Below are 26,056 nucleotides of genomic sequence, written 5' to 3'. Positions count from 1 at the left end.
CTGCTGTGCTGGCCTGCATGTAAAAAACACAGTTATTCTGAACGAGGGTTCAGCGCGCAGCTATTCCGGCCTTAGTCCATGGCTTCGGGTTGAAAGGATTTCTCGTCCATCTGGTCGAGCCGGGTGAGTAGCTTACGGGTAATCTGCTCAAGTTGATTTCTTTCGCTGTCGGAGAGCGACGACCAAAGGTGATGCAGGCAGCTGTGCTGCGGCGGTAGCACCTGGTTCAGGAACTCGTGGCCCTTCGGCGTAAGATGCAGATGCAGACAGCGGCGATCGTTATCGCTTTCGCGGCGCTCGATCCAGCCGCGCTTTTCCAGCTCGTCGGCGATACGGGTGGCGTTGGTGCGGGAAGAGCCCAGCGCGCAGCTCAGCTCACTCGGCTGAATGCTGTGGTTTTCCTGAGATTCCAGCGTGATCAGCGCCATGAATAAAGTCTCGTTAATTCCCTGAGCCTTCAGCATCTTGTTGCGGTTTTCCAGCAACTTTCCTTGCATATGCATGCAAAGACGAGTCAGGAGAATCTCCTGATAGGGAAAAGCTTCGTGACGGCTGGCACGAAACTTAAGCATCTGTTCTATGGGCGAAAACGAACTATCCATTTGGGCATAACCTCATTAATTGCAGCAGATATAGTAACGACGGTGATAAATAAAGTAAATGTATTATTTTCTTAAGTGTGGATAACGGGCGATGCCTGAATGGTCGCACAGGCCGCGAGTGGCGCGCCATACAGCGATTTCATCACATCATACTCCCGGGGAAAGCGGGAGTCCTCAGGGGAAAAACCAGGAATAATCAGAGGTATCGCTAATGATTTTGAATAAATGTGCAATGGAAGGATACAGAACGAAGTTAATCTGAGCAGGTTGAAATAAAGGGGGAACCATGTGTGATATGTCTGCCAGGATGTAATAAGCATTATGTTTGAATAAAAATACAGGGCCTACATTAGCAAACTCCAGGCCGCCTTAACAGTCGCAATTTGAGTGGACGTCGGCGGCCTGTCCCTTCAGGTGACGCTTTCCTGACGATGGTAACCGTGCCACCAGACCAGCAGCCCAAGCACCGAAACCAGCGCGCCCGCGCCGCACACGCCATTCCAGCCCGCTTGCTGCCAGGCGCTGGCGGAAATCAGCGAACCAGCGGCGCCGCCGATAAAGTAGCTGGTCATATAGCCCGCCGTCAGGCGATTACGCGCCTGTGGGTGTGCATGATAGATCACGCTCTGGTTGGTGATATGTACCCCCTGAACGGTGAGATCCAGTACCACAATCCCCAGGATCAGTGCGGGGATGGACCACTGGCCCAGCGCGATCGCTCCCCAGGAGAGCAGTAGCAGCAGCAGCCCGCCGCTGGTGGTCAGGTGAGCTTTGCCCTTATCGGCCAGCCCGCCGACCGGTCTGGCGCCCAGAGCGCCTGCCGCACCGGCCAGACCAAAAAGGCCGATGATCCCTTCGGAATAGTTAAACGGCGGCGCCGCCAGCAGAAAGGCCATTGAGGTCCAGAGGATGCTGAAGTTAGCAAAGGTCAGGCAACCCAGCAGGGCACGGGTACGCAGCAGGCGATCGTGGGCGAACAGGCTAAAGATGGAGGCCAATAGCTGACCGTAATTCAGGGTGTTGTGCTCTTTCACCCGCGGCAGACCGCGCCACAGGGCGACTGCCATCAGCGCCATCAGAGCGCTGGCCACCCAGTAGACGGTACGCCAGCCCCCAAGGCTTGCCAGCAGGCCCGCCACGGTGCGCGCCAGCAGTATACCCAGCAGCAGGCCGCTCATAATGGTGCCCACCACCCGACCGCGGCGCTCAGGAGCCGCCAGGGTTGCAGCAAGGGGGACCAGAATCTGCGCGACCACCGAAAACAGCCCGGTCAGCGCGGTACCCAGAATCATTAGCGCCAGATTCTGGCTGAGGGCAGTGATCAGCATACCGCCAGCGGACAGTAGCGTCATCGCCACGATCAGGCTGCGACGTTCAAACATATCTCCCAGCGGTACCAGGAATAGCAGCCCGGCGGCGTAACCCAACTGGGCCGTGGTGACAATAAAACCGGCCTGGTTTACCGACAGGGAAAAGGCGCTGGCGATGGTGTCCAGCAGCGGCTGCGCGTAGTAGTTACTGGCGACGGCAAGGCCGGTGGCGACGGACAGTAGCAGCGTCAGCGAGGGGCTAATGCCTCGATCTTGTTGGGTCATTCGATTTTAGCGTTCGATGGGGGATGGAGCGCACAATAATAGTGAATATTCGCGGCGCTGCCACCCTGAACTTACGGTTTTCAGGTGTCGGATTGTGCCACACGACGGCCTGGCTGGCGTTACAAGGGCAGGGCCTCCAGCGCACGGCGGATGGCCGGGCGCGCCAGCTGCCCGACCAGCCAGGGGCTGTAAGCGGCGGGAATGGCGCTAACGCCTGCCAGCAGGCGATCGACGGGGACCCAACTGTAATCCATCACTTCGTCCGGGCGTGGCTGCGGTTCGCTATCGGTGCGGGTAAACCAGACCGGGCAGTATTCGTTTTCGATAATACCGCTGGCATCGACGGCGAAATAACGATAGTCGTTATCGATAAGCTGCGGCTGTGGAATGGTCAGCCCCAGCTCCCACTGGCAGCGGCGCTTGACGGCATCGCTCATCTCTTCGTTCGGCATGGGGTGTCCACAGGCCGAATTGGTCCACACGCCGGGCCAGGCTTTTTTACTCAGGGCGCGGCGGGTCAGCAGCAGCTCGTTGCGCTGATTAAAGACATAGCTGGAAAAGGCCAGATGCAGGGGCGTGTGGTCGCTGTGCACCCGGGATTTGGCTTCAGTCCCGATAACGCGCAGATTGTCATCCAGCAGCAGGACCTGTTCATCAGGTTGATTCATCGTTACTCCGCGCAGTTCGATTGTGTGGCGATAATGATAAATGACCCTATTATCCGTATAAGAACATAACTTGCGGTTAAACCCGTAGCGATTTGTCGACAGATGCTTTCTTCTGCGTACCACTGGCGCCCAGGGGGCGCCAGTGGCTGATTAACGCGATGCGCTCTGGCTTACCGCACCTGCGGGGTTAATATCGGTGCGGGTCAGAACCGGCTGGGGCTGCGATGTCGCGCTGCCGCTCAGCTCGCTGACCAGATCGTTAATCCCGTCGCTCATACTGGAAAAACGGGTCAGGGGGGAGCGGGTCACCACCACAAAGGCGCCGACGTTTTTCTCCGGCACCATCGCCATATAGGTGATAAAACCCCCGGCGCCGCCGGTTTTCTGGATAATTCCCGGCCTGCCGTCTTTCGGTTTCATATAGACCCAGCCCAGCCCCAGGGCATCGGCCCGGCCAGGTACGTCCATGCCAATCACTTTAGCAAACTGGCTACGCTGGTAGATCAGCGTCTGCATGCGATCCGCCTGGCTGCTTCTGGAATGGAAGTCGGATGCCAGGAACTGCTGCATCCAGCGCATCATATCGTCCGGCGTGGAGTAGATACCGCCGCTGCCGACAGCGGCCAGCGTATTGTTACAGGGGCTGGCGCCACGTTCGGGGATCATCAGCCTTCCGCACTGATCCGGCGAAGGGGTAAAGGTGGTGTCTTTCATCCCGAGTGGACGGGCGATCTGCTCATCGAACAGTTTGGGATACGGCTTACCTGAAGCGCGCGCCAGGGCATCGGCCAGCAGATCGTAGGCCAGGTTAGAGTAGGCGGCCTGACTGCCGGGGGCGTGTTTCAGGCTGGCCGATTCCAGCCAGTTCCAGCGCTGCTGGCGGGTAGGCCAGATAAAGACCGGGCGGGGAGAGACGCCGCCTGGCTGTTCGCGGGGCAGGGCGCTGGTATGGGTCGCCAGGTTAACCAGCCGGATGGGTTCGCCGTGATAGGTAGGCACCCGGGCGCCAGGCGGCGCGTATTTGCTGAGCGGATCGTCGAGTTGCACCACCCCCTGGTCGAGCAGCTTAACCATCACTTCGCTGGTCATCAGCTTGGTCAGAGAGGCAACGCGGATCACCGAATCGAGCCGCGGCTTCACATTGTTGCCGGGGCGGGTTTCCCCCAGGCTCTGAAAGACGCGCTGGTTGCCGTTAATAACGACCATCGCCATGCCTGTGGCGCCGCTTCCGTAGAAGATATGATTGGCGTAACGCTCGGCGATATCTGCGGTGGACAGCGGGTCCGGCGCCTGTGCCGCCCGGCTAGCGATGGGAAGTGCCGCCAGAGCGATAGCGGCAAAAGAGAGAAAACGATGTTTCAATGCAATCCGTCCAGTGAGTGTACAATTTTTAACTTAAGACTATTGGTGTTTATATCACGATGTGGCGCTTTGCCAGCACAGGTGCGCGTTATCGCACGAAAAAAAACGTAACCTGTCGTTTCACGGGTAACCCTTTTTTACCTGAGCGTACCGACAGAGCCAACGGCCGCCGCTGGCGTGGGTGAGGAAAGTTCCCGGAGGTGCTCTTTCGTGCGATCCAGCAAGGCAGAACGCCTTTTATAAGGAATTACTTAAGACGTACTCTTGTCCATCGTCAACCTGCTTCACGGTTTGATACAAGATTCTGACGTTACTGTGACTCGCTTCACGTTATCTTCTGTGGGTTTGGTCACCTGCGCGGGGCGGGATTCCTGCGCCGCCGCTATGGCGATTCGTGTTTATGCTGGAGTTTTATTGATGTTTAAATCTTTTTTTCCGCGTCCGGCGCTGTTTTTCTCTTCGGCGCTTATCTGGATGCTGGTAACTATCCTGTTCTGGCAGCTGGGCGGTGAACGCTGGCTGAATCATATCGTCGGCGCCAGCGAGCAGGTACCGATCAGTGCAGCCCGTTTCTGGTCCGCCAGTTATCTGCTGTTTTACGGCTACTATTGGGCCTGTACCGCGCTGTTCGCCGGATTCTGGTTTATCCGGGCGCCGCACCGCTGGCAGTACTGGTCGATACCAGGTAGTGCGCTTATTGTCTTCGTCACCTGGTTTCTGGTGGAGGTGGGGCTGGCGGTTAACGCCTGGTATGCGCCGTTCTACGATCTGATCCAGCAGGCGTTAACCTCGCCGGGTAAAGTGCGGATTAATCAGTTTTACAGCGAGATAGGCGTCTTTCTGGGAATTGCGCTGATCGCCGTCGTGGTATCGGTACTGAATAATTTCTTCGTTAGCCATTACGTCTTTCGCTGGCGTACCGCCATGAATCAGTACTATACCGCGCACTGGCAGCGACTGCGCCATATTGAAGGGGCGGCCCAGCGCGTGCAGGAAGATACCATGCGTTTCGCCACGACGCTGGAAGATGTGGGCAGCCAGTTGCTTAAGGCGGTGGTCACGCTGTTCGCCTTTCTGCCGGTGCTGGTGGCGCTCTCTCCCCATATTAAAGAGTTACCGGTGGTGGGACAGATTCCGTATCCGCTGGTGGTGGCGGGCGTGGTCTGGGCGCTGATGGGTACCGCGCTGCTGGCGCTGGTAGGGATCAAGCTGCCCGGTCTGGAGTTTAATAATCAGCGAGTGGAGGCGGCCTACCGAAAGGAGCTGGTCTACGGCGAAGACGATCCCACCCGTGCTGCGCCGCCCACGCTGGGTGAGCTGTTTCACTCGGTGCGCCGTAACTACTTCCGGCTCTACTTCCACTATATGTACTTTAATATCGCCCGCATTCTCTATATGCAACTGGATAATGTTTTCGGCCTGATCGTGCTGTTTCCGTCGATTGCGGCCGGGGCCATTACTCTGGGACTGATGACCCAGATCCTCAATGTGTTCGGCCAGGTGAGGGAAGCGTTCCAGTATCTGATTCTCTCCTGGACCACCCTGGTGGAGCTGATGTCGATCTACAAGCGTCTGCGCAGCTTCGAGCACCATCTGGATGTGCCGCAGCCGCAGATGATTCAGGAAGCCTGAAGGCGCGGGCGTTGACGGCACAGCGGCATAATGGCAGGCTCGCCGGCAGCGAACCCGCAATTTGGAAGGAAATCTATGGAGAATCATCGACGCTTGCGGCTACCTGCCATCGGGATACTGGCCGCGCTGGTGCTGGCGGGCTGTAGTCAACAACGCGCGCAGCCGCTGCCTGAAGGGGTAAAGCCCGTCGACGTGGCTGCCACCGTACGTCAGAAAATGCCGGCCAGCGTAAAGGATCGTGATGCCTGGGCCCGGGATATCGCCACCACCTTCTCCAGCCAGGGGCTGGCGCCCACCGAAGAGAACGTCTGTTCGGTGCTGGCGGTGGCGGCTCAGGAGTCCACGTATCAGAGCGATCCCACGGTGCCGAATCTGAGTAAAATTGCCTGGCAGGAGATCTACCGCCGCGCCGGTAAGCTTTACGTGCCGGAGTTTATGGTGCGGGCGGCGCTATCGGTGAAGTCCCCCACCGGGAAGAGTTACGCCGAGCGTCTGGATCGCGTGAGGAGCGAAGGGGAGCTGAGCGCTATATTCGATGACTTTATCGATATGGTGCCGCTGGGACAGAAGCTGTTCGGGCGTCTGAACCCGGTCCATACCGGCGGGCCGATGCAGGTCAGCATCGCCTTTGCCGAACAGCACCAGGACGGCTATCCGTGGAAGATAACCGGTACCGTACGCCAGGAAGTGTTTACCCGGCGCGGCGGCCTGTGGTTCGGTACTTATCACCTGCTGAACTATCCGGCCAACTATGACCGGCCTCTCTATCGCTTTGCCGACTTTAACGCCGGCTGGTACGCCAGCCGTAATGCCGCCTTCCAGCAGGCGGTCAGTAAGGCCAGCGGCGTAAAACTGGCGCTGGATGGCGATCTGATCCGCTATGACAGCGACGAGCCGGGTAAGACTGAACTGGCGGTACGTCGGCTGGCGTCACAGCTCGATATGAGCAATAGCGAGATCCATCAGGCGCTGAAGCAGGGCGATACCCTGGAGTTTGAAGAAGAGTCGCTTTACGAGAAAGTCTTTGCGCTGGCGGAAAAGCGCAGCGGCAGAAAACTGCCGCGGGCTATTTTGCCGGGGATTACTCTGGAGAGCCCGAAGATCACCCGCAATCTGACCACCGCATGGTTTGCGAAACGGGTGGACGATCGCCGGGCTCGCTGTATGGCTCGCTAGCGGCGTAGATGACGACGCCGCAGGCGTAACGCGGTTACCGAGGCGCCCACCAGCAGGGCGCCAAGGGCAAAAACCCCAATCCCGAACAGGCTGCCAACCCCAAGTCCCATTTCAATCTGTGGGCGGGTGGTATCGCTGTTCTGCATCAGATGTTCAAAGACGCCGGGCGCCTGGATCAGCATATCGACCAGCAGTGAGCCGACCCAGAAAAAAAACAGCACGAAAAGTGCGTAGGCGACGTTGCCCAGGGGAGATCCTTTCCCTTTCGTACCGGTCACCGCCGGTTTCGATAAAGTAAAGTCTGCCATATAACCTCCGGGGATACTGTCCTGAATGCGGGATGTAACCCGTAATGGTCAGTGTGGCAGGTCATAGGGATTGTCAATATCGGATTGCTGGTAATTTCGGGTACAGAATGCTCCTGGAGTCGCAATTTCTGCTCCATTTCACATTTATGTAACTTTTATTTCCGTACGGTAATATTTGAGATTTTCCGCACTTAGGGCCGGTTCAGCGCTGACAGCGCTGAACCGGCATCTGTTTACGGTATGCTCCCGGCGGCTGGTGGAAGGTCCTGGTAAAGATACGGGTAAAGGTCTGCTGCGACTCGTAGCCATACTTAAGACTGATATCAAACACCTTCTCATCGGTATTGCGCAGATCCCGCGCCGCCATCTTCAGCTTTCTTTCACGGATATAGCGACCCAGGCTCTGTCCGGTGTACTGAAGGAACAGGCGTTGAAGGTGCCATTTGGAATAGCCAGCGTGGCGGGCGATGTCATCAATGCGCAACGGCTGGTGCAGATTATCATCGATCCAGTCGATCAGCGTTTCAATGACCTGATGCGGAATGGACATAGTTTCTCTCCCTTTTTGCGGCAGGTGCGACGTTATTATTTTTGCCACCAGGTGGTGAACGGCTGCTGGTGGTCTGTCCGGACGACTTCCCCCATCTGCGGCGTTAGCAGCGTCCAGGGCTTTTCAGCGGCGGCAGCCACCAGGCGCCGCCAGGGGTCGTTCCATTTATGATTGGCCAGTACAAAGCGCCCGGCGTGGCCGGGAATAACGGCGCGGGCATTCAGATCGCTGGCCCCCTGCGCCGCTTCTTCCGGCATCATATGAATATGTTTCCAGCTCGGGTCGTACTGACCGTTTTCCATAATGGCGATATCAATAGCGCCAAAGCGTTGGCCAATCTCTTTAAAGTGCGGTCCGTAGCCGCTGTCGCCGCTGTAGTAAATCTTGCTGTCCGGCGTGGCGAACATAAAGCTGGCCCACAGCGTCTGGTTGCTCTTCAGGCCGCGGCCGGAAAAGTGGCGGGCGGGCAGCACGTGCACATTCAGCGTATCTGACAGCGGCCAGCTCTGGTGCCAGTCGGATTCAATAATTCTGGCAGGGGCCATACCCCAGTGGCGCAGGTGCGATCCCACGCCGAGCGGCACCAGCGCCTGGCGAATCTTCGGCAATAGCGCCTTAATCGTGGCGTAATCCAGATGATCGTAGTGATCGTGAGAGATTATCAGCGTGTCGATCTCGGGCATGGTCTCGGCCTGCCAGGGCAGGGCGCGGGAAAAGGCCTTGTTCACGAAAGAGAAGGGCGCGGCGTAGTCGCTAAATACCGGATCGATCAGAATACGTTTGCCGCCCATCTGCAGATACCAGGAGGAGTGGCCAAGCCAGACGATAATCTCCTGTCGGGGATCCAGAGTACGCAGATCGGTAGGGAAATAAGGAAGCGGGGCGTCAGGGCGAAGCCCCTCTTTAGCGCGAAACAGCATCTCCAGCAGCAGTCGGGTTCGGCTTTTATCGCCGGTCAACATCGGCGTTGGCAGCGCATTATGGAACTGGCCGTCGTAAAAATTGGGCGAGCGGGCCAGCAGCGCCTGATGGGCACCGTCCGGCGCCCGACCAAAACCGGGCGCAAAACTGAGCGTCATTCCTACTGTAGTTGCTAGCGACATCATAATCACCGCGCTAATAATGAAAATTCTCATGACCAGGGTGCCAGACGACTCACAGATTTTTAGTCAGCACTGACAATAAGTTGAATATGAGTGAGTAAACACTCATTATATGGGCGAGCTGTTTTCCGTCAAGGAAATTATTAGGCGCACGGTTGAGGTTGCGGTCTGGCGGTAAGCCGTGATTCAATTCGCGGCAATCAGAACCCACGGGAGGTAAAACGAGTGGCTCGTCCAAAAAGTGAAGATAAGAAACAGGCATTACTGGAAGCGGCGACTATTGCCATCGCCCACGCCGGTATCGGCGCCTCTACCGCCATGATAGCGCGCGGCGCCCGGGTGGCAGAAGGAACCCTGTTTCGCTACTTTGCCACTAAGGACGAACTGCTGCGAGCGCTTTACCTGCACCTGAAACAGCTGCTTTGCCAGCGGATCCTGGGCGAGCTGGATCTCCAGAATTCACACCCGAAGGTATTGCTGAATAATATCTGGAACAGCTATATCGACTGGGGGATGGAGTGTCCGGACGGTTACCGGGCCGTCTGCCAGCTGGAAGTCAGCGATAAGATCGATGACGCTATCCGCCGTCAGGCCGACGAACAATTTCCTGAACTCAACGATCTGTGCGAACAGCAGGTACGGCCGGTGTTTCGCAGTGACACCTACCGGACTTTTGGCGATCGGATGTTTATGGCGCTGGCGGAAACCACCATCGCCTTCGCCAGCCGCGATCCTGAGCGTGCCAGCGAAGTGAAAAGCATTGGTTTTGAAACCATGTGGCGGGCGTTGGCCAACGACTAAGCGGGGCGGTCCCCGCCTGTTGCAATGTCAGAGAACGACGGAACTTTCCAGGGCGCTGTGTTGGGCATGGCGTTCCAGAGCCAGGTCGATCAGGCGGCTGATTAAGTCGCGATAACCGATGCCGCTGGCCTGCCACAGCTTGGGGTACATGCTGATATTGGTAAAGCCGGGTAGCGTATTGATTTCGTTGACGATGACCTCGTTATTCGGCGTCAGGAACACATCCACCCGGGCCATGCCGCAGCATTCCAGCGCCTGATATGCCTGGACGGCAATGGCGCGAATGCGGTCGTTGATTTCCGGGGGCAGATCGGCGGGCACCACCACGTTGGCCTGGTTGTCGCTGATGTATTTCGCGTCATAGCTATAGAACTGGGCGCTGACCACGATCTCGCCGCAGGTGCTGGCCTGGGGCTGATCATTGCCGAGTACGGCGCATTCGATCTCACGCCCCTGAATCCCCTGTTCGACAATCACTTTGGTATCGAAGCGGAAAGCCAGATCCAGAGCCGCCTGGTACTCCTGTGCGCTGGTCACGCGGCTGACGCCCACCGAAGAGCCCTGACAGGCGGGTTTAACGAATATCGGCAGCCCGAAACGCTGGCTGAGGGCGGCAAAGTCGACACTGTCGCGGATGGCTGGCCTCAGAGTGACGAAAGGCGCCACATTGAGACCGGCGTCGCGCAGCAGGCGCTTGGCCACATCTTTATCCATACTGGCCGCCGAGCCCAGCACGTCAGAGCCGACAAACGGCAGATTCGCCATCCGTAGCATGCCCTGCAGGGAGCCATCCTCGCCGAGGGTGCCGTGCACGATTGGGAAGATGACGTCTACCGGCAGAGCGTCGCCGCTCAGGGTATCGGTCAGCGCTGGCGCTTCGCTTCCCGGCAGCAGGGCAAGAAGGTGTGGAGAGGGATTCAACGCGATATGCGCCGGGGAGTCGGCGTGATTGAGCCAGCTGTCGGGCGCGTTTAACTGCCAGCGGCCTGTTTTATCCATGCCTAACAGCACCGGTTCAAAGCGCGTTTTATCCAGTGCATCGACAATATTCTTCGCCGACTGTAACGACACTTCGTGCTCGGACGATTTGCCGCCGAACACGATACCCACCCGTAGTTTTGCCATGTCAGAAACCCTATAAGAAAATGGTGCAAAGCAGACAAAATAGCACGCTCCCCACAGGGCTTCATCTGCTTCCTGCGTTCAATATGGCACAACCTTCTATACTGATTATTCTCTACGCGAAGAGCCGGATTCTGCCATGGCAAAATGGGGAGGTTTCCTGATTTTCATGCTGCTGGCGGCGACGTTTGCCTGGTGGGGCACTGGCGCGATACCCCCGCAATACAATCCGTGGGCGCCTCTGACCCTGGACGCCCCCCCGACGCTTGTGACCCGCTATAAGCTGCGCGGGCTGGAATCACAGCCTCAGCGCTGTTTTGCGCTGCTGGAGACTGCGCGCGCCAGGGGGATGATAGGCTGGCGTCACCAGCCGGACGGCGGCGGCGAGTGTCCGCTGCACGATCGGGTTCGGGTGGCGAATTTTGGCGCTATCGCGCTAAGCGGTCCCTTTCTGGCCAGCTGTCCGCTGGCGCTACGCAGCGTGATGTTCTGGCATCAGCGGGGAGCGAAGCTGGCCGGTCAGTTACAGGGCAGTGCGCTCACCCGTATCGACCATATCGGCAGCTATGCCTGCCGCAATATTTACCACCGCAGCGAAGGGCGGCGCAGTGAACACGCCAGCGCCGATGCCCTGGATGTGCGCGGCTTTCGTTTTGCCGACGGGCAGCGCATCAATATTCTGAAGGACTGGCCGGAAGACGGGCAGCGCGGCGTACTATTACGGGAACTGTTTTACCAGGGGTGCCCTTATTTCGGCAATTCGCTGGGACCGGAGTTTAACGCCGCCCATGCCGACCACTTTCACCTTGGGGTGAATGGCTTCGGTCTGTGTCGCTAATCCGTTTGTATGATAAAATCGCACCGCCTGGAGGAAGGGCATCGGGTGCGCCATCCCGGGGTGCGCTTTCTGCTACGCTTTTATCTCTTTTTGATTGACGTTTGACTTGCTGAGTAACTCCCCCTGATGGAAAAGTGGAAGATCAACCTAATATCGGTCTGGTTCGGCTGTTTCTTCACCGGCCTGGCCATCAGCCAGATTCTGCCGTTTCTGCCACTTTACGTCGCCCAATTAGGAGTGACTTCCCACGAAGCGCTATCCCTCTGGTCCGGTCTGACATTCAGCATCACTTTTCTGGTTTCGGCTATCGTCTCGCCTATGTGGGGGAGCCTGGCGGATCGTAAAGGGCGCAAACTGATGCTGCTGCGCGCCTCCGCCGGTATGGCGGTAGCGATTCTGCTACAGGCCTTTGCCAGTAACGTCTGGCAGCTGTTCCTGCTGCGTGGTTTGATGGGGCTGACTTCCGGTTATATTCCTAATGCGATGGCGCTGGTGGCATCACAGGTCCCGCGCGATCGCAGCGGTTGGGCGTTAAGTACGCTTTCTACGGCCCAGATTAGCGGCGTGATCGCCGGGCCGCTGCTGGGGGGCTTTATGGCTGATCATCTGGGGTTACGCACCGTCTTTCTGGTGACGGCCGGGCTGCTGATGGTGAGTTTTACCGTGACGCTGTTGCTGATTCATGAAGGGGCCCGTCCGGCCCAGACAAAGAGCGAACGCCTGAGCGGTAAGGCGGTGTTTGCGTCGTTGCCTTATCCGAAACTGATCATCAGCCTGTTTGTGACCACCATGGTGATTCAGTTGTGTAACGGCTCTGTAGGGCCGATTCTGGCGCTGTTTATTAAAAATATGGCGCCGGACAGCAACAATATCGCCTTTATGAGCGGTCTGATCGCTGCGGTGCCCGGCATCTCGGCGCTGATTTCCGCGCCGCGTCTGGGGCGGTTGGGGGATCGTATCGGTACCTCCCGTATACTGGTGGCGACCCTGGCGGCGGCGGCGGTGCTTTTCTTCGCCATGTCATTTGTCACTTCCCCTGTGCAATTGGCGGTGCTGCGTTTTCTGTTGGGATTTGCCGATGGCGCTATGCTGCCCGCGGTGCAGACGCTGCTGGTCAGAAATGTCAGCGAGCAGGTGACCGGGCGTATTTTTGGTTATAACCAGTCCTTTATGTACCTGGGAAATGTCGTAGGGCCGCTTATGGGGGCCGGAGTATCGGCAATGGCGGGCTATCGCTGGGTGTTTATCGCCACGGCGCTGGTAGTGTTAGTTAATCTGTGGCATCTGGGGCGAACGCTGAAGCAGCAGAAGGCGGCATCAAAAACAATATAAGATTATTGTTAACTGATATATAAACTGCACATTTATTTCCTGACTAAAATGGTCGGTAATTGTGAACTGCGACAGTAAAAACGTTTCGCTGCCGCGGATTCTTTGCAGTTTCGCACATTCTCTCACCGACCTGAAAAAAATATGCTATCCGCCTCTGGGATTTATCCTGCATGAGTGTTAAGTTGGTGTTAAAGAATCCTCGTGGGAATCATCTCATGAAAAACTTAATTGCCGAGCTATTGGTTAATCTGGCTGAAAAAGAGGCCCAGACCAACGATATCGCTGCCCGTCTTGGGGCGCTTGAAGTGGTTGTTACTGCGCTACTGGGGGGGCTTGACGCTCCGCAACGACAGGCGCTGGTGGATAATGTCGAGACGGAAGTCGATCGCTACCGGAAAAACATGAATGCAAACGTTTACACGCCGGAATTATTGCAGCATCACCTGCAAAGACTACTCAGCCAGGCATCCTGAACCAGCCTAATTAATCGCTCTCCGCTGTCATAATATCGTCACCTGCTATTTCTATCATGATCCGGTTTTATTTCGTAAACACCGGATTCGGCAATGTGGCGTGCTGGTTATTGTTGGTGCATTTTCAGGATAATGTTGAACATGTGAAACGATCAGGGCTGTAATCTCTTTTCCCTGGCTTTTTTCTTAATGTCGGGCCACTATTTAGCGCGCACAATAAAAAAGGATCGCATGATGAAAAAATTGTTTATGGCAATGGTCGTTATTGGTATGGCCTGTGGCGCCAGCGTGCAGGCTGCGGAAAAGCAGGCGACGCCGCAACAGCAGCGGATGACCGTCTGTAATCAGCAGGCGGGCGCGAAAAGTCTGAAAGGCGATGAGCGTAAAAGCTTTATGAGCAATTGCCTGAAAAAAGATGCAGCGCAGGCAGAGAAAAAACTTACGCCTCAGCAGGCTAAAATGAAGCGCTGTAACGCCGATGCCGCGAAGAAATCTCTGAGCGGCGATGCGCGCAAGAGTTTTATGAGTAACTGCCTGAAAAAGGCGTAATGCGTGAAGCATAACAGCGCGCCCCGGCGATAAACCGGGGCGTTTTTTATGGAAGCAGGTATCAGGACTTGCTCATCTGGCGGGATTTTGCCATGCACTGTTCCATCGCTTCGATAACGGCGGAGCGTAGTCCTTTCTGTTCCAGCACGCGGACCGCCTCAATAGTGGTGCCGCCCGGTGAGCACACCATATCCTTCAGCACGCCCGGATGTTCTCCGGTTTCCATCACCATTCGCGCCGATCCCATCACCGCCTGAGCAGCAAACTTATAGGCCTGAGCGCGGGGCATACCGCCGAGTACTGCGGCGTCGGCCATGGCTTCAATAAACATAAAGACGTAAGCTGGCGCCGATCCGCTCACGCCGACTACCGGGTGAATCATCTCTTCCGAAATCACCTCCGCCTGGCCGAAGCCGCGGAACAGATTTACCGCATCGGCGGTATCTTCCGGGGTAACCAGCGCATTCGGAGTGACCGAGGTCATACCGGCATTCACCAGCGCCGGGGTGTTCGGCATAGCGCGGATAATTTTGCGATCGTGGCCCAGGGCCATCGCCAGCTGATCGAGGGTGATACCCGCGGCGACAGAGATAACCAGAGAGTCTTTACTCAGGCTTGAGGCGATGTCGGTCAGCATCTTCAGCATGATATTGGGCTTTACGGCGGCGAACACGATATCGGCAATCTGAGCCACCTCCTGCGCGCTCTGGGCGCCGTTGATGCCGAACTGCTCGCGCAGGGCATCGACTTTTTCCTGCGTCGGCGTATAGACCCAGATCTGACCGGCGGAGACCAGGCCACTGGCGATAATGCCCCCCAGGATGGCCTTGCCCATGTTGCCGCAACCAATAAAACCGATTTTCTTATCCACAGCATCACTCCGTCATTTGTCTCTCAAGTAATGATAGAGTATCGCAGCTTGCCCTCCTGATGTAGGGGGAGGGCGCATAATGGGAAGACTGACGATTTTCCCCAATGGGTCATATCAGTGGAACGTGGAGTAGATAATGCAAATCTGGGTGGATGCGGATGCCTGTCCGAACGTAATTAAAGAGGTGCTGTACCGGGCGGCGATGCGGACGCAAATTCCCGTCACTCTGGTGGCGAATCAGGCGCTCAGGGTGCCCGCTTCCCCAATGATCCGCACCCTGCAGGTGGCGTCGGGCTTTGATGTGGCGGATAACGAAATTGTGCGCCGCTGCGCAGCCGGAGATCTGGTTATCACCGCTGATATCCCGCTGGCCGCCGAGGTGCTGGAAAAGGGGGCCGCAGCGCTTAACCCGCGCGGTGAACGCTACAGCCCGGCGACCATCCGTGAACGTCTGACGATGCGTGACTTTATGGAAACGCTGCGCAGTAGCGGCGTTCAAACCGGCGGACCGGCAACGCTCAGTCCGCGCGACCGCCAGCAGTTTGCCGCTGAACTGGACAAGTGGCTGCAGGCGGCCAGGAGGGGTTAGAGCCAGCTGTCGTCGTCACCGCCAAAGTCGCCGTCGCCGCCAAAATCGTCGTCGCCGAAGTTCATCCAGTCGCCGCCGTCATCCTGAGTGACACTGGCGTCCTGGAACGCGTCGTCGCCCCGATCGTTGTCGGCTGCGGAGTTGTCAGCCGCCGGGTTATCGGCCGTCGTGCTGGCGGCATCATTCGCCTGTGGCTCGGGCTCGTTAATGATGTTCACGATCTCCTGCGGCTGGGAATGCTGGAACATGCCGGTCAGCATATTACCCAGTACCACGCCGCCCGCCACGCCTGCCGCCGTCTGTAGGGCGCCAGCCATAAAGCCGCCGCCGCGAGTCGCCTGAGGCGCTGCCGACTGGGCATAACCACCCGGTGCGGCACTTTGCTGGTACTGGCTGGTGCCGGGAATGGGGGCGCTACCACCATGAGGCGCGGCGCTGGCGGTTTGACGCGTCGGCGTGCTCTGCTGGCCGCCGCCGAACAGCCCGGCCAGGAAACCGCCACTGGCCGGTTTGGCCTGTTCCAGTTCGCGAACCTGAGATTCCAGCTCCTGAATTCGGGCATTGAGCTGTTTCACCGCCGCTTCCTGGATCAGGATAGTCTGCGCCATATAGTAGGGGGCGGCAGGCTGACGCTTCAGATGCTCATTAATCCGTGATTCGGCCGCTTCATCGCGTGCTGTGCTGTTATCCTGCGCCTGCTGCAGACGATCAAAAAGCCCATCGATCAGGCGTTGTTCTTCAGATTGCATAGTTTCCTGGCTCCATCATTCTCAATACGGTTACCAGTTTGCCGTAAAATGGCGAGCTGTAAACGGGAAGCCGGGTAAAGGTTTGCGGAAATATGTTAACGGACATCTCATTCTTATCTGGCAGGAAAAGGTTGAGCACGATGGCCACTTTCGGTAAGGTGGGCTGCTATTTGGTACATAAAGTTTACAGTTGATAAATACGTTAGACTTTTCTGGTTATCAGGCGCGTACCGTCAACGTTGCACTGTATTATTTACGTTACACTTTTCTCTGTACTAGCCAGCTGATATGATCCCAGTTTCGACCCCCAGTCACAAACCTGGACCGACAAGGACGACGGAGAGAGAGGATTTTCCACCCATGACACAACCCCTGTTTTTAGTCGGTGCACGTGGCTGCGGTAAAACCACGGTTGGCGGCGAGCTGGCGCAGGCCCTTAACTATCGCTTTGCCGATACCGATCACTGGCTGCAACAGAATGCCGGAATGAACGTAGCGCAGATTGTGGAAGGTGAAGGGTGGGCCGGTTTTCGCCAGCGGGAATCCCAGGCTCTACAGGCCGTAACGGCCCCCGAACAGGTGATCGCGACCGGTGGCGGTATGGTGCTGGCTGACCATAATCGTCGCTTTATGCGCGAACGCGGCGTGGTTATCTATTTAGAGGCGTCGGTGGCCGAACTGGCCAGAAGGCTGGAGGCTTTCCCGGAAGAGGGCCAGCGGCCAACCCTGACCGGCCGTGGGATTAGCGATGAAGTGGCCGAGGTCCTGGCAGCCCGCGATGCCCTGTACCGCGAAGCTGCCCATCATGTGGTGGATGCCAGCCTTCCGCCGCAGCAGGTGGTGACGCAGATTCTGTGCGCGCTGCGACTGGCAGATGCCTGCTAGTTTCCTGACTTCCCGTGTGCGGTGTCCCGCCGCACATTAATTATTCCTTTTGCTCATCGTTTTTACCTGTGACTTCATGGGATTAAAGCGCAACGGTTGACATTTCGTTAATCTTTTTAACGAAACATTTCCCGTAACGTGCCAGGCTTGTGGTTAATTTATAATCGACCGTTGGCACGTGCGCGCTGGCGGCCGTATCCGAAAAGTAGTGGTTGGCAAAAAAGGCGAGCAAGATGAACACATCCCTGGCGATTGTCACCGCCGGCGTCGTGCCGGTGGGTGAAGTCATGCCACTTTTAACCGAACATATCACTGAACAACAAATCACGCATATCAGTCTGTTAGGGCGGCTGACCCGCGAAGAGGCACTGGAGGATTACGGCGCCGCCCCGGGTGAAGAGACCGTGCTGGCGCTGCTCAGGGATGGCGAACTGGTACAGCTCTCACTCAATAAGGTCGAACTGGCGCTACAGGGGATGATCGAGCTCCTGGATAACCAGGACTATGACGTCATTCTGGTACTGGGGAATGGCCGCTACACCCGGCTTAGCGCCCGCAATGCGATGCTGCTGGTGCCTGACCGACTGATCCCGCCGCTGGTGGCCTCGATCGTAGAAGGGCATCAGGTGGGGATCCTGTTGCCAACGCCGGAGCTGCTCTCGTTCCAGCAGAAAAAGTGGCGGGAGCTGGGGAATTCGCCCCTTTATACCCCCGCGGCTTCTCTGAGCGATGACAGCGCCCTGGTCGGCGCAGGAAGGGAGCTGGTACAGCGTGGAGCCGATGTGCTGGTGCTCGACAGCCTGGGTTTTCATCAGCATCATCGCGACCTGCTACAGCGGGCGCTGGATGTGCCGGTGCTGCTGTCGCATATGCTACTGGCGCGTCTGACTTCGGAGCTGTTGGTTTAAGCGCTGTGGCGGGGATTGCCGCTGGCAACTATAGTCTTCCCAGAGGGCAACGGGGGAGGCCTTATGCTTAACAGCAATGATTATCTGTTGGGGAAAGTGAAATCCATCGGCTTTACCAGCGCCAGCGCCGGACAGGCCTGTGTGGGGGTGATGTCGGTAGGGGAATATACCTTCGATACCGCGCAGCCGGAAGAGTTTACCGTGGTCAGCGGCGCGTTAAAGGTGCTGCTGCCTGGCGAGGCGGCCTGGAAAACCTTTAGCTCCGGCTCGGTTTTCACCGTACCGGCGCAGAGCGGTTTCCATCTGCAGGTGGCGGAGCCGGTGGCTTATCTGTGCCGCTATCTGGTGCGATGATCGTGAAACTATGCTCACGCGATAACGCCCGCGACCATTACGAACGCGGGCGTTTTTGCAATCAGCTATCCGTTACTTCTGGGCAGCCAGCGCCTGTTTGATCCAGCCGTCGAACTGCGCCTGATGGGCTTTGATCCAGCCATCGACGTGGTTATTGATATCCGCTTCGGATGATTTACCGTCATGCATCATCGCGTTCTGGGCGTTGATATCGGCCAGCGGCAGCTTCATGATGGCGAACAGTTTTGCCGCAGCCGGGTTCTTCGCGGCCCATGCCTTATTGGCGACGATATGCATCACGTTCACCGGGAAGCCGTAGTTGGTGCCGTTCGGTAGTTTGGTATCGATATCTTTCTGCTCGCCAGGCATTGAGGAGAAAGGCACCTGCAGCCAGACCACGTCTTTGCCCGGCTTCATCACATCACTGACCCAGTACGGCGTCCAGGTGTAGTACAGAATCGGCTTGCCCTCTTTGTGGCGGGTGATGGTATCCGCCATCATCGCCGCATAGTTGCCCTGATTATGGGTCACGGTTTTTTCCAGACCGAAGGCCTTAAGCTGATGGTTGATCACCGTTTCACAGCCCCAGCCCGGGTTACAGCCGGTCATATCCGCCTTGCCGTCACCGTTAGAGTCGAACAGTTTGGCGATTTTGGGGTCTTTAAGCTGATCGATACTCTTGATCTTGTACTTATCGGCGGTCTTTTTATCGATCAGATACCCCTGGGCTGCGCCGGTTACAAAGGTGCCTTCGCGGTAGAACTTGTTATCGCCGCCGGCGGCCTTGTACATATCATCGTGCAGGGGCTGCCAGTTGGTGGCCAGGAAGGTGGCATCGCCAGAGGCAATGGAAGTGTAGGCGACGTTGTAATCCACTTCGCCCGGTTTATCGACGGTATAACCCAGTTTTTCCAGCGCGCGGCTGACCAGTAGGGTCTGGAAAGTCTCTTCGGTAATGGTGCTCTGCACCGGTTTTACAGTGATTCCTTTGCCCGGTAGGGCGTCGGCAAAGGCGCTGGTAGAGACCAGTGTGGCAAAGGCTGTGGCAAACAGGACAGAATGTTTCATCGTTATTCCTTTTGTTTGTGGGAGCAGAGCAGGCGGCTGCGAAGCCGCCCGACGCTTATTTGGTGAAGGGACGCATCAGAAGACCCACCGGACCAGAATGATACCAGTGGCGGCTACCGCGGCTGCGGGCATCGCGGCCGATGGACTGGGTCAGTCGGTCGAGGATAATCGCGAGGATCACGATCCCCACGCCGCCCACCGAGGCAAGACCCATATCCAGTCGGCCGATCCCCCGCAGTACCATCTGACCCAGACCGCCAACGGCAATCATTGAGGCAATCACCACCATCGACAGCGCCAGCATCAGGGTCTGGTTAACCCCGGCCATAATGGTGGGCATCGCCAGCGGCAGCTGAACCTTAAACAGCATCTGACGCGGGCTGGAACCAAAAGATCGCGCGGCTTCGATCAGATCTTCAGGCACCTGGTTAATCCCCAGGATCGTCAGACGCACGATGGGGGGCAGGGCGAAGATAATGGTCACCACCACCCCGGGCACGTTGCCGATACCGAACAGCATGACGATCGGTACCAGATAGACGAAGGCTGGCGTGGTCTGCATGGCGTCGAGTATCGGGCGCACGATCTTCGCGGTTCGGGGGCTACGCGCCAGCCAGATCCCAAGTGGCAGACCTATCACCACGCAGAACAGCAACGCGGTCAGCACCAGCGCCAGGGTGATCATCGCCTGGGACCAGGCGCCGATGGCGCCGATGACGATCAGCGACACCAGGGTCGCCACCCCCATGCTCAGGCTCGACATCTGCCAGGCGATCAGGGCGAAAATCAGAATCGCCACTGGCGCCGGCATGCCCAGCAGCATTTGCTGGAAGGCGTTCAGGATATAGTCCACCGGTACGCGGATCCCCTGGAACAGCGGGCGGAAGTGGGTGACTATCCAGTCGATGGCGGTGGTGACCCAACTGTCCAGCGGAATCAGCGTATGGTGGAACGGATCCATGATGTTGAAGTGTTCTGGTTGCGGCGCGGGGGCGCTGTTCAGCCAGTCGGCACCGCCGCCGCCGTCCTGCGGCGTCTGGGCCGGGGCGCCCCAGGCATCGGCGGCTGAACCGGCGTCTGCGCCGTTATTCGGCGCTTGGTTTGCGGCATCTGCGGCCTGGTTAGTCGTTTCGGCGCTACCCCATGGATTATTCTGTTCACTCATTGTTTGCTCCCTCCCGATCTAATGCCTGCAGCAGCATCCCCTTGGAGATGATGCCGATGTACTGCTGTGCCTCATCCACGACCGGTACCGCGCAGGGGGCCTGGCCGACGGGGGTGAGCAGCTCGCTGAGTGGCGTATCTGCCATCACGGGCTCCGGAGAGTCGAGCAGCGCCTCATCCAGTCCCTGTCCCGCCGCCAGCGCGCGTTTCAGGGAGTCGATAGAGACGATGCCAAGAAATTTCTGGCCGCGCTCGATGATGTAGCCGAACTCCAGAGCATCGTCCTGAAGCAGCTTCAGCGCCGAGCGGGGACCAAAACCGGTGGTCTTGCGCAGCAGGCCGCGCGGTGTCCGGCGGGCGATATCTTTGGCGCTAAAGACCTGGCTGATATCAACGCCGCGGAAGAAAGTGCGAACGTAATCGTTGGCCGGGTTGTTGAGGATCTCATCCGGTGTACCGACCTGAACCACCTCGCCGTTTTGCATAATGGCAATGCGATCGCCAATCCGCATCGCCTCATCAAGATCGTGGGAAATAAAGACCACGGTGCGCTGATGTTTAGCCTGGAGTTTGACTAATTCATCCTGCATTTCACTGCGAATTAAGGGATCGAGCGCCGAGAAAGCTTCGTCCATTAGCAGAATGTCGGGATTAATGGCCAGGGCGCGGGCCAGACCTACGCGCTGACGCATACCGCCGGAAAGTTCATCCGGGTATGCGTGCGCGTAATTTTCCAGTCCCACCTGGCGCAGGGCGTCGAGGGCTTTTTCCTGGCGCTCCTGCTGAGAGGCGCCGGCTAATTCCATACCGAATGCTGTATTATTCAGGACATTCATATGGGGCATTAGCGCAAAGGACTGGAAGACCATGGCGATTTTTTTTCTGCGCACCTCACGGAGTTCAGGTTCCGATATTCTGGCGATATCCACACCATCGATCAGTACCTGGCCGCGGGTGGGCTCTATCAGGCGATTGAGAAGGCGTACCATGGTGGATTTTCCCGATCCGGAAAGCCCCATAACGACGAAGATCTCGCCTTCTTCAATGGTCAGATTGGCGTCCTTAACGCCCAGTGAAAGCCCTGTTTTCTCTAAAAGTTGCTCTTTTGAGAAACCCTGGTCTATATATTTGAAGGCCCGTTGGGGATGTTCCCCAAATACCTTGTAAAGATTTTTGACTTCTAATTTAATTGCCATGAAAGAGCGTATTCCTGTTTTTATTTGAATATATTGAAATTCCTGGTGAAATAAAACTCAGGCTATACCCTAACATACTCAGATTCTGTGGCAACCCTCATATCCTGAGATGACTTTGCATGAGAATATGCTAATGGTTGTAAATTTACCGTGAGGCAAGGGCTCGGAGTGGATAATCGATGAGGCTATTTTTGTGATGTGGTGCAGAAAATGGTCATTTTTCTGATGGAGAAATGAACACCATTTTTAAAGATAATTTTTGTAATAAGCAAATGCTTATAGTGTGTTTTTTTTGGCCCGAATTCAAATAATTCGGGCGTTATTTTTTATTAATTGGCCATTCAATTAAAGAATAAAGAGAGATTAAAAATCCCAGTCTTCATCTTCGGTGGCAACCGCTTTTCCCATCACATAGGAAGAGCCTGAACCGGAGAAAAAGTCGTGGTTTTCATCGGCATTGGGAGAGAGGGCGGCCATAATCGCCGGGTTGACTTCCGCCATTTCAGGCGGGAACAGCGCCTCATACCCCAGGTTCATCAGCGCCTTGTTGGCGTTGTAGCACAGGAACGATTTAACCTCTTCTTCCCAGCCTGACTCGCCATACAGCGCTTCGGTATAGGTAAGCTCGTTTTCGTACAGCGCCATCATCAACTCAAGGGCGAAATTGCGTAGTTCATCGCGCTGTTCCTGGGTCACGCTCTCCAGCCCCTTCTGATACTTATAGCCGATGTAATAACCATGTACCGCCTCGTCACGAATGATCAGGCGGATAAGATCGGCGGTGTTGGTGAGTTTGCCGCGGCTCGACCAGTACATCGGCAACCAGAAGCCGGAATAGAACAGGAACGACTCCAGAAATACGCTGGCGATTTTTTTCTTTAACGGACAGTGGCTTGCGTACTGTTCCAGGATAATACGCGCTTTATTCTGCAGCGCCTCATTCTCTTCGCTCCAGGCGTAAGCGGCATCCACTTCCCGGGTCTGGCACAGGGTGGAAAAGATAGAGCTGTATGAGCGGGCGTGGACCGCCTCCATAAAGCTGATATTGGAAAATACCGCCTCTTCATGAGGGGTGAGGGCATCTTCCATCAGCGCGGGGGCGCCAATGGTGTTCTGAATGGTGTCCAGCAGCGTCAGGCCGGTAAAGACCCGAATCGTTAGCTGCTGTTCGGCGGGACTCAGGCTCTGCCAGGCGGTGATATCGTTAGATAGCGGTACCTTTTCCGGCAGCCAGAAATTGCTGGTTAGCCGGTTCCAGACCTCGAGATCCTTACTGTCCTGAATTTTGTTCCAGTTGATGGCGGAAACCCGGGTTAAATGTCTCATTAGTGATTCCTTACAGCGCGCAGGAGACGCAGCCTTCGACCTCGGTGCCCTCCAGCGCCATCTGGCGCAGGCGGATGTAGTACAGCGTTTTAATGCCTTTCTTCCAGGCATAGATCTGGGCCCGGTTAATGTCACGGGTGGTGGCGGTATCCGGGAAGAACAGCGTCAGCGACAGCCCCTGATCCACATGACGGGTGGCTTCGGCATAGGTGTCGATGATTTTTTCCGGGCCGATTTCATAGGCGTCCTGCCACAGGGCCTGGTTTTCATTGGTCATAAAGGGGGCCGGATAGTAGACGCGACCGGTCTTGCCCTCTTTACGAATCTCAATGCGCGACACAATGGGGTGAATGCTGGACGTCGCGTGATTGATGTAAGAGATAGAGCCCGTGGGGGGAATCGCCTGTAAATTCTGGTTATACAGCCCCCATGTCATGACATCGTCGCGTAGCTGCTGCCACATTTCCCGGGTGGGGAGGGTAATACCGGCCCGGGCAAACAGCGCCGCCACCTTTTCGGTCTTCGGCTGCCAGCGCTGTTCCAGATAGGGGCGGAACCAGTCGCCGCTGGCATAGCGGGAAGATTCAAACCCGGCAAAGCGCTGGTTGCGCTCTCTGGCCAGTTGGTTAGAGGCCCGCAGGGCGTGCCAGGTGATGGTGTAGAAGTAGATATTGGTGAAATCCAGACCCTCTTCAGAGCCGTAGGCGATGCCTTCCCGGGCCAGATAGCCGTGCAGGTTCATCTGCCCCAGACCAATGGCGTGGGAAGCCGCATTACCTGCCTTGATGGAAGGCACAGAGTGAATATGGCTCATATCGGAGACTGCGCTCAGGCCGCGCACTGCCGTTTCTACCGTCAGGCCGAAGTCAGGCGAATCCATGGTATGGGCGATATTCAGCGATCCCAGGTTGCAGGAGATATCGCGCCCCACCTTGCTGTAGCTAAGATCGTCGAGATATTCGCTGGCGGCGTTCACCTGCAAAATTTCAGAGCAGAGATTGCTCATATTAATGTGACCGGCGATGGGGTTGGCGCGGTTCACCGTGTCCTCATACATGATGTAGGGATAGCCGGATTCAAACTGGATTTCCGCCAGAGTCTGGAAGAAGGCGCGAGCGCTGATAGTCTTACGACGCACCCGGCTGTCGGCCAGCAGCTGGTCGTACATTGCCGAAATGCTGATATCCCCGAACGCCTTACCGTACAGGCGTTCTACATCATAAGGAGAAAACAGCGCCATTTGCCGGTTTTCCTTCGCCAGACGGAAGGTGATATCGGGGATCACCACCCCCAATGACAGGGTTTTGATGCGGATCTTCTCGTCGGCGTTTTCGCGTTTGGTATCCAGAAAGCGCAGGATGTCCGGGTGGTGAGCATGGAGCCAGACGGCTCCAGCCCCCTGGCGGGCACCGAGCTGATTAGCGTAGGAGAAGGCATCTTCCAGCATCTTCATCACCGGAATCACGCCCGACGACTGGTTTTCGATCCGCTTAATGGGAGCGCCCGACTCGCGCAGATTCGACAGCAAAAATGCCACGCCGCCGCCGCGTTTGGAAAGCTGAAGCGCCGAATTTACGGCGCGACCGATGGACTCCATATTATCTTCGATGCGCAGCAGAAAGCAGGAGACCATCTCGCCGCGCTGCTGTTTGCCCGCATTGAGGAAGGTCGGGGTCGCTGGCTGGAAACGGCCGCTCAGTATTTCGTCCGTCAGCTGGCGCGCCAGGCGTTCATCGCCCTGAGCCAGGGTCAGGGCGACCATACAGGCCCGATCCGCAAAATGTTCCAGATACTGGCTGCCATCGAAGCTCTTCAGCGCGTAGCTATTATAGAACTTCCAGGCGCCGAGGAAGGTGCTGAAACGGTAGCCGCTGGCGTGGGCCTGCTCCAGCAGTTCAACCAGAAAGGCGCGTGAGTAACGCTCAACCACCTGGGCTTCGTAATAGCCTTCCTCCACCAGGGTGGTTAGCCGTGTGTTGGTATCCGGGAAGCGACGAGTGTTGGGCTCAACGTGCTGGTGCAGGTAGCTGTCCACTGCCAGATGGTCTTTGTCGAACTGAATGTGCCCCTGCTCATCATAGAGATTGAGCATCGCGTTCAGGGCGTGCCAGTCAGGCATTTCCGGAGTTACAGAGAGGGGGTCTGTTGTCGCCAAAATTCGGTTACTCCCTTACGCACGTTGTCGATATCTTGTGGGGTTCCCAGCAGCTCGAAGCGGTAGAGCAGGGGAACGTGGCATTTTCGGGCGATGATGTCGCCCGCCAGGCAATAAGCTTCGCCAAAATTGCGATTGCCAGCGGCAATCACGCCGCGCAGCAGCGCGCGATTATGTTCGTTATTCAGAAACAGGATAACCGGGCGGGGAACGGCGCCTTTAGAGCCGCCGCCGCCGTATGTCGGGGTGACCAGGATGTAGGGTTCGCTGACGCACAGAGGCTGCGCTTCATCCACCGGTATGCGCAGCGCCGGTAATCCAAGGCGCTGGATAAAACGGTGGGTGTTCTCCGATGTACTGGAGAAGTAAACCAGCCGGGTCATGCGCCCGCCGCGCTGTTCACTGGCATCCGCAGTCGGTTGATCATATCGGGGCGGAATCCGCACCAGCTTTCGCTATCGGTGACTACCACTGGCAGCTGGCGATAGCCCTGGCTGCGCAGGCCGTCTGCCATCTCGGGATGCTGGTCCAGGTTAATCAGCTCAAAGTCGAAACCGCGGCTCTCCATAGCGCGCTTCGTCGCGTGGCACTGCACGCAGTTATTACGAGTGTAAATAGTAATGCGCATGATTCGTATTTCCATTTAAAATGACAAGGCGGCGACGTTTAGGTCGTCAGGA

28 protein-coding genes are annotated in these 26,056 nt (G+C 56.9%); 11 read left to right on the top strand and 17 right to left on the bottom strand.

The genetic code is table 11. The features are described from left to right. Positions 1 to 71: 71 nt before the first annotated feature. From mprA to ampH, 4 genes are all read right to left on the bottom strand, one after another. Positions 72 to 602 carry a transcriptional repressor MprA gene (gene mprA / locus FEM41_RS24360; protein ID WP_138099054.1) on the bottom strand — a complete coding sequence of 177 codons (531 nt, stop codon included), beginning with the start codon at positions 600 to 602 and terminating at the stop codon, positions 72 to 74. 410 nt (positions 603 to 1,012) lie between these two features. After that, positions 1,013 to 2,197: an MFS transporter gene (locus FEM41_RS24355; protein ID WP_138099053.1), complete on the bottom strand. Its 1,185-nt coding sequence runs from the start codon at positions 2,195 to 2,197 to the stop codon at positions 1,013 to 1,015. Between the two features lie 119 nt (positions 2,198 to 2,316). After that, positions 2,317 to 2,865 (bottom strand): isopentenyl-diphosphate Delta-isomerase, encoded by a 549-nt coding sequence (idi, locus tag FEM41_RS24350; protein ID WP_138099052.1) that lies wholly within the window; start codon positions 2,863 to 2,865, stop codon positions 2,317 to 2,319. Between the two features lie 150 nt (positions 2,866 to 3,015). Then, the gene (gene ampH / locus FEM41_RS24345) at positions 3,016 to 4,176 is read right to left on the bottom strand and encodes a D-alanyl-D-alanine-carboxypeptidase/endopeptidase AmpH (RefSeq protein WP_421805511.1); all 1,161 of its coding nucleotides are present in this window, start codon (positions 4,174 to 4,176) and stop codon (positions 3,016 to 3,018) included. 468 nt (positions 4,177 to 4,644) lie between these two features. Between ampH and sbmA the strand changes: the two genes are divergently transcribed. Continuing rightward, positions 4,645 to 5,859, top strand: a complete 1,215-nt coding sequence (sbmA, locus tag FEM41_RS24340) for a peptide antibiotic transporter SbmA (protein WP_138099050.1) — start codon at positions 4,645 to 4,647, stop codon at positions 5,857 to 5,859. 75 nt (positions 5,860 to 5,934) lie between these two features. Continuing rightward, entirely contained in the window at positions 5,935 to 7,035 is a 1,101-nt protein-coding gene (locus tag FEM41_RS24335) for a DUF1615 domain-containing protein (protein WP_138099049.1), read from the top strand. On the opposite strand, the gene FEM41_RS24330 is transcribed toward FEM41_RS24335, so the two are convergent. The 3 genes from FEM41_RS24330 to FEM41_RS24320 form a co-directional block, all read right to left on the bottom strand. Next, positions 7,032 to 7,343 (bottom strand): DUF2755 family protein, encoded by a 312-nt coding sequence (locus FEM41_RS24330; protein WP_138099048.1) that lies wholly within the window; start codon positions 7,341 to 7,343, stop codon positions 7,032 to 7,034. The two genes, FEM41_RS24335 and FEM41_RS24330, sit on opposite strands and share 4 nt — an antisense overlap. Before the next feature lie 202 nt (positions 7,344 to 7,545). Continuing rightward, complete coding sequence (locus FEM41_RS24325; RefSeq protein WP_138099047.1) at positions 7,546 to 7,893, bottom strand: RamA family antibiotic efflux transcriptional regulator; 348 nt, start codon at positions 7,891 to 7,893, stop codon at positions 7,546 to 7,548. 35 nt (positions 7,894 to 7,928) lie between these two features. Further along, positions 7,929 to 9,029, bottom strand: coding sequence for an MBL fold metallo-hydrolase (locus FEM41_RS24320; RefSeq protein ID WP_138099046.1), 1,101 nt, complete (start codon positions 9,027 to 9,029; stop codon positions 7,929 to 7,931). A gap of 192 nt (positions 9,030 to 9,221) precedes the next feature. On the opposite strand from FEM41_RS24320, the gene FEM41_RS24315 reads away from it, so the two are divergent. After that, entirely contained in the window at positions 9,222 to 9,797 is a 576-nt protein-coding gene (locus tag FEM41_RS24315) for a TetR/AcrR family transcriptional regulator (RefSeq protein WP_138099045.1), read from the top strand. A gap of 27 nt (positions 9,798 to 9,824) precedes the next feature. Here the strand turns inward: FEM41_RS24315 and ddlA are convergent, their stop codons facing one another. Next, positions 9,825 to 10,922 carry a D-alanine--D-alanine ligase gene (gene ddlA / locus FEM41_RS24310; RefSeq protein WP_138099044.1) on the bottom strand — a complete coding sequence of 366 codons (1,098 nt, stop codon included), beginning with the start codon at positions 10,920 to 10,922 and terminating at the stop codon, positions 9,825 to 9,827. A 136-nt stretch (positions 10,923 to 11,058) separates the two neighbouring features. Here ddlA and FEM41_RS24305 point away from each other — a divergent pair, with 136 nt between their 5' ends. The 4 genes from FEM41_RS24305 (at position 11,059) to FEM41_RS24290 (ending at position 14,111) form a co-directional block, all read left to right on the top strand. After that, the gene (locus FEM41_RS24305) at positions 11,059 to 11,757 is read left to right on the top strand and encodes an extensin-like domain-containing protein (protein WP_138099043.1); all 699 of its coding nucleotides are present in this window, start codon (positions 11,059 to 11,061) and stop codon (positions 11,755 to 11,757) included. Between the two features lie 126 nt (positions 11,758 to 11,883). Beyond that, positions 11,884 to 13,089, top strand: coding sequence for a multidrug efflux MFS transporter (locus tag FEM41_RS24300; RefSeq protein ID WP_138099042.1), 1,206 nt, complete (start codon positions 11,884 to 11,886; stop codon positions 13,087 to 13,089). A gap of 215 nt (positions 13,090 to 13,304) precedes the next feature. Then, entirely contained in the window at positions 13,305 to 13,562 is a 258-nt protein-coding gene (locus tag FEM41_RS24295; RefSeq protein ID WP_168198859.1) for a sigma-S stabilization anti-adapter protein IraP, read from the top strand. 234 nt (positions 13,563 to 13,796) lie between these two features. Next, complete coding sequence (locus FEM41_RS24290) at positions 13,797 to 14,111, top strand: PsiF family protein (RefSeq protein ID WP_138099320.1); 315 nt, start codon at positions 13,797 to 13,799, stop codon at positions 14,109 to 14,111. Positions 14,112 to 14,172: 61 nt separating this feature from the next. Here FEM41_RS24290 and proC read toward each other — a convergent pair whose 3' ends face one another. Further along, the gene (gene proC, locus FEM41_RS24285; protein WP_138099040.1) at positions 14,173 to 14,982 is read right to left on the bottom strand and encodes a pyrroline-5-carboxylate reductase; all 810 of its coding nucleotides are present in this window, start codon (positions 14,980 to 14,982) and stop codon (positions 14,173 to 14,175) included. A 136-nt stretch (positions 14,983 to 15,118) separates the two neighbouring features. On the opposite strand from proC, the gene FEM41_RS24280 reads away from it, so the two are divergent. Beyond that, positions 15,119 to 15,571, top strand: a complete 453-nt coding sequence (locus tag FEM41_RS24280) for a YaiI/YqxD family protein (protein WP_138099039.1) — start codon at positions 15,119 to 15,121, stop codon at positions 15,569 to 15,571. Here the strand turns inward: FEM41_RS24280 and FEM41_RS24275 are convergent. After that, on the bottom strand, positions 15,568 to 16,320 hold the full coding sequence (locus tag FEM41_RS24275) for a DUF2076 domain-containing protein (RefSeq protein ID WP_138099038.1): 753 nt from the start codon (positions 16,318 to 16,320) through the stop codon (positions 15,568 to 15,570). The two genes, FEM41_RS24280 and FEM41_RS24275, sit on opposite strands and share 4 nt — an antisense overlap. A gap of 360 nt (positions 16,321 to 16,680) precedes the next feature. Between FEM41_RS24275 and aroL the strand changes: the two genes are divergently transcribed. The 3 genes from aroL (at position 16,681) to ppnP (ending at position 18,467) form a co-directional block, all read left to right on the top strand. Beyond that, a complete protein-coding gene (gene aroL / locus FEM41_RS24270) occupies positions 16,681 to 17,205 on the top strand; it encodes a shikimate kinase AroL (RefSeq protein ID WP_138099037.1) in 525 nt (174 codons plus the stop codon). 233 nt (positions 17,206 to 17,438) lie between these two features. Beyond that, a complete protein-coding gene (locus tag FEM41_RS24265) occupies positions 17,439 to 18,113 on the top strand; it encodes an AroM family protein (protein ID WP_138099036.1) in 675 nt (224 codons plus the stop codon). 63 nt (positions 18,114 to 18,176) lie between these two features. Continuing rightward, on the top strand, positions 18,177 to 18,467 hold the full coding sequence (gene ppnP, locus FEM41_RS24260; protein ID WP_138099035.1) for a pyrimidine/purine nucleoside phosphorylase: 291 nt from the start codon (positions 18,177 to 18,179) through the stop codon (positions 18,465 to 18,467). Between the two features lie 72 nt (positions 18,468 to 18,539). Here the strand turns inward: ppnP and proX are convergent, their stop codons facing one another. The 7 genes from proX to nrdH form a co-directional block, all read right to left on the bottom strand. After that, positions 18,540 to 19,535: a glycine betaine/L-proline ABC transporter substrate-binding protein ProX gene (gene proX / locus FEM41_RS24255; protein ID WP_138099034.1), complete on the bottom strand. Its 996-nt coding sequence runs from the start codon at positions 19,533 to 19,535 to the stop codon at positions 18,540 to 18,542. 55 nt (positions 19,536 to 19,590) lie between these two features. Continuing rightward, positions 19,591 to 20,700, bottom strand: coding sequence for a glycine betaine/L-proline ABC transporter permease ProW (proW, locus tag FEM41_RS24250; RefSeq protein ID WP_138099033.1), 1,110 nt, complete (start codon positions 20,698 to 20,700; stop codon positions 19,591 to 19,593). Continuing rightward, positions 20,693 to 21,895 carry a glycine betaine/L-proline ABC transporter ATP-binding protein ProV gene (proV, locus tag FEM41_RS24245; protein ID WP_138099032.1) on the bottom strand — a complete coding sequence of 401 codons (1,203 nt, stop codon included), beginning with the start codon at positions 21,893 to 21,895 and terminating at the stop codon, positions 20,693 to 20,695. Before proV ends, proW begins: the two co-directional genes overlap by 8 nt. A 363-nt stretch (positions 21,896 to 22,258) precedes the next feature. Next, on the bottom strand, positions 22,259 to 23,221 hold the full coding sequence (nrdF, locus tag FEM41_RS24240) for a class 1b ribonucleoside-diphosphate reductase subunit beta (protein ID WP_138099031.1): 963 nt from the start codon (positions 23,219 to 23,221) through the stop codon (positions 22,259 to 22,261). 10 nt (positions 23,222 to 23,231) lie between these two features. Further along, positions 23,232 to 25,376: a class 1b ribonucleoside-diphosphate reductase subunit alpha gene (nrdE, locus tag FEM41_RS24235; RefSeq protein WP_138099030.1), complete on the bottom strand. Its 2,145-nt coding sequence runs from the start codon at positions 25,374 to 25,376 to the stop codon at positions 23,232 to 23,234. Further along, positions 25,349 to 25,759 (bottom strand): class Ib ribonucleoside-diphosphate reductase assembly flavoprotein NrdI, encoded by a 411-nt coding sequence (gene nrdI, locus FEM41_RS24230; protein ID WP_138099029.1) that lies wholly within the window; start codon positions 25,757 to 25,759, stop codon positions 25,349 to 25,351. The genes nrdE and nrdI overlap by 28 nt, the downstream gene beginning before the upstream one ends. Continuing rightward, a complete protein-coding gene (nrdH, locus tag FEM41_RS24225; protein WP_138099028.1) occupies positions 25,756 to 26,004 on the bottom strand; it encodes a glutaredoxin-like protein NrdH in 249 nt (82 codons plus the stop codon). The genes nrdI and nrdH overlap by 4 nt, the downstream gene beginning before the upstream one ends. Positions 26,005 to 26,056: the final 52 nt, after the last annotated feature.

The sequence above is a fragment of the Jejubacter calystegiae genome (genome assembly GCF_005671395.1).
GTDB classification, from domain to species: Bacteria; Pseudomonadota; Gammaproteobacteria; order Enterobacterales; family Enterobacteriaceae; genus Jejubacter; species Jejubacter calystegiae.
This window is presented reverse-complemented; position numbering and strand designations above follow the sequence as displayed.

What these genes read in the sequence shown, in the direction of transcription:
- FEM41_RS24335 (WP_138099049.1), top strand. Translation starts at nt 5,935, where the DNA reads ATGGAGAATCATCGACGCTTGCGGCTACCTGCCATCGGGATACTGGCC.
- mprA (WP_138099054.1), bottom strand. Translation starts at nt 602, where the DNA reads ATGGATAGTTCGTTTTCGCCCATAGAACAGATGCTTAAGTTTCGTGCC.
- nrdH (WP_138099028.1), bottom strand. Translation starts at nt 26,004, where the DNA reads ATGCGCATTACTATTTACACTCGTAATAACTGCGTGCAGTGCCACGCG.
- FEM41_RS24265 (WP_138099036.1), top strand. Translation starts at nt 17,439, where the DNA reads ATGAACACATCCCTGGCGATTGTCACCGCCGGCGTCGTGCCGGTGGGT.
- ppnP (WP_138099035.1), top strand. Translation starts at nt 18,177, where the DNA reads ATGCTTAACAGCAATGATTATCTGTTGGGGAAAGTGAAATCCATCGGC.
- FEM41_RS24300 (WP_138099042.1), top strand. Translation starts at nt 11,884, where the DNA reads ATGGAAAAGTGGAAGATCAACCTAATATCGGTCTGGTTCGGCTGTTTC.
- proW (WP_138099033.1), bottom strand. Translation starts at nt 20,700, where the DNA reads ATGAGTGAACAGAATAATCCATGGGGTAGCGCCGAAACGACTAACCAG.
- nrdF (WP_138099031.1), bottom strand. Translation starts at nt 23,221, where the DNA reads ATGAGACATTTAACCCGGGTTTCCGCCATCAACTGGAACAAAATTCAG.
- ddlA (WP_138099044.1), bottom strand. Translation starts at nt 10,922, where the DNA reads ATGGCAAAACTACGGGTGGGTATCGTGTTCGGCGGCAAATCGTCCGAG.
- proV (WP_138099032.1), bottom strand. Translation starts at nt 21,895, where the DNA reads ATGGCAATTAAATTAGAAGTCAAAAATCTTTACAAGGTATTTGGGGAA.
- FEM41_RS24280 (WP_138099039.1), top strand. Translation starts at nt 15,119, where the DNA reads ATGCAAATCTGGGTGGATGCGGATGCCTGTCCGAACGTAATTAAAGAG.
- FEM41_RS24295 (WP_168198859.1), top strand. Translation starts at nt 13,305, where the DNA reads ATGAAAAACTTAATTGCCGAGCTATTGGTTAATCTGGCTGAAAAAGAG.
- idi (WP_138099052.1), bottom strand. Translation starts at nt 2,865, where the DNA reads ATGAATCAACCTGATGAACAGGTCCTGCTGCTGGATGACAATCTGCGC.
- nrdI (WP_138099029.1), bottom strand. Translation starts at nt 25,759, where the DNA reads ATGACCCGGCTGGTTTACTTCTCCAGTACATCGGAGAACACCCACCGT.
- aroL (WP_138099037.1), top strand. Translation starts at nt 16,681, where the DNA reads ATGACACAACCCCTGTTTTTAGTCGGTGCACGTGGCTGCGGTAAAACC.
- FEM41_RS24275 (WP_138099038.1), bottom strand. Translation starts at nt 16,320, where the DNA reads ATGCAATCTGAAGAACAACGCCTGATCGATGGGCTTTTTGATCGTCTG.
- sbmA (WP_138099050.1), top strand. Translation starts at nt 4,645, where the DNA reads ATGTTTAAATCTTTTTTTCCGCGTCCGGCGCTGTTTTTCTCTTCGGCG.
- proX (WP_138099034.1), bottom strand. Translation starts at nt 19,535, where the DNA reads ATGAAACATTCTGTCCTGTTTGCCACAGCCTTTGCCACACTGGTCTCT.
- FEM41_RS24330 (WP_138099048.1), bottom strand. Translation starts at nt 7,343, where the DNA reads ATGGCAGACTTTACTTTATCGAAACCGGCGGTGACCGGTACGAAAGGG.
- FEM41_RS24290 (WP_138099320.1), top strand. Translation starts at nt 13,797, where the DNA reads ATGAAAAAATTGTTTATGGCAATGGTCGTTATTGGTATGGCCTGTGGC.
- FEM41_RS24320 (WP_138099046.1), bottom strand. Translation starts at nt 9,029, where the DNA reads ATGAGAATTTTCATTATTAGCGCGGTGATTATGATGTCGCTAGCAACT.
- FEM41_RS24355 (WP_138099053.1), bottom strand. Translation starts at nt 2,197, where the DNA reads ATGACCCAACAAGATCGAGGCATTAGCCCCTCGCTGACGCTGCTACTG.
- FEM41_RS24325 (WP_138099047.1), bottom strand. Translation starts at nt 7,893, where the DNA reads ATGTCCATTCCGCATCAGGTCATTGAAACGCTGATCGACTGGATCGAT.
- FEM41_RS24305 (WP_138099043.1), top strand. Translation starts at nt 11,059, where the DNA reads ATGGCAAAATGGGGAGGTTTCCTGATTTTCATGCTGCTGGCGGCGACG.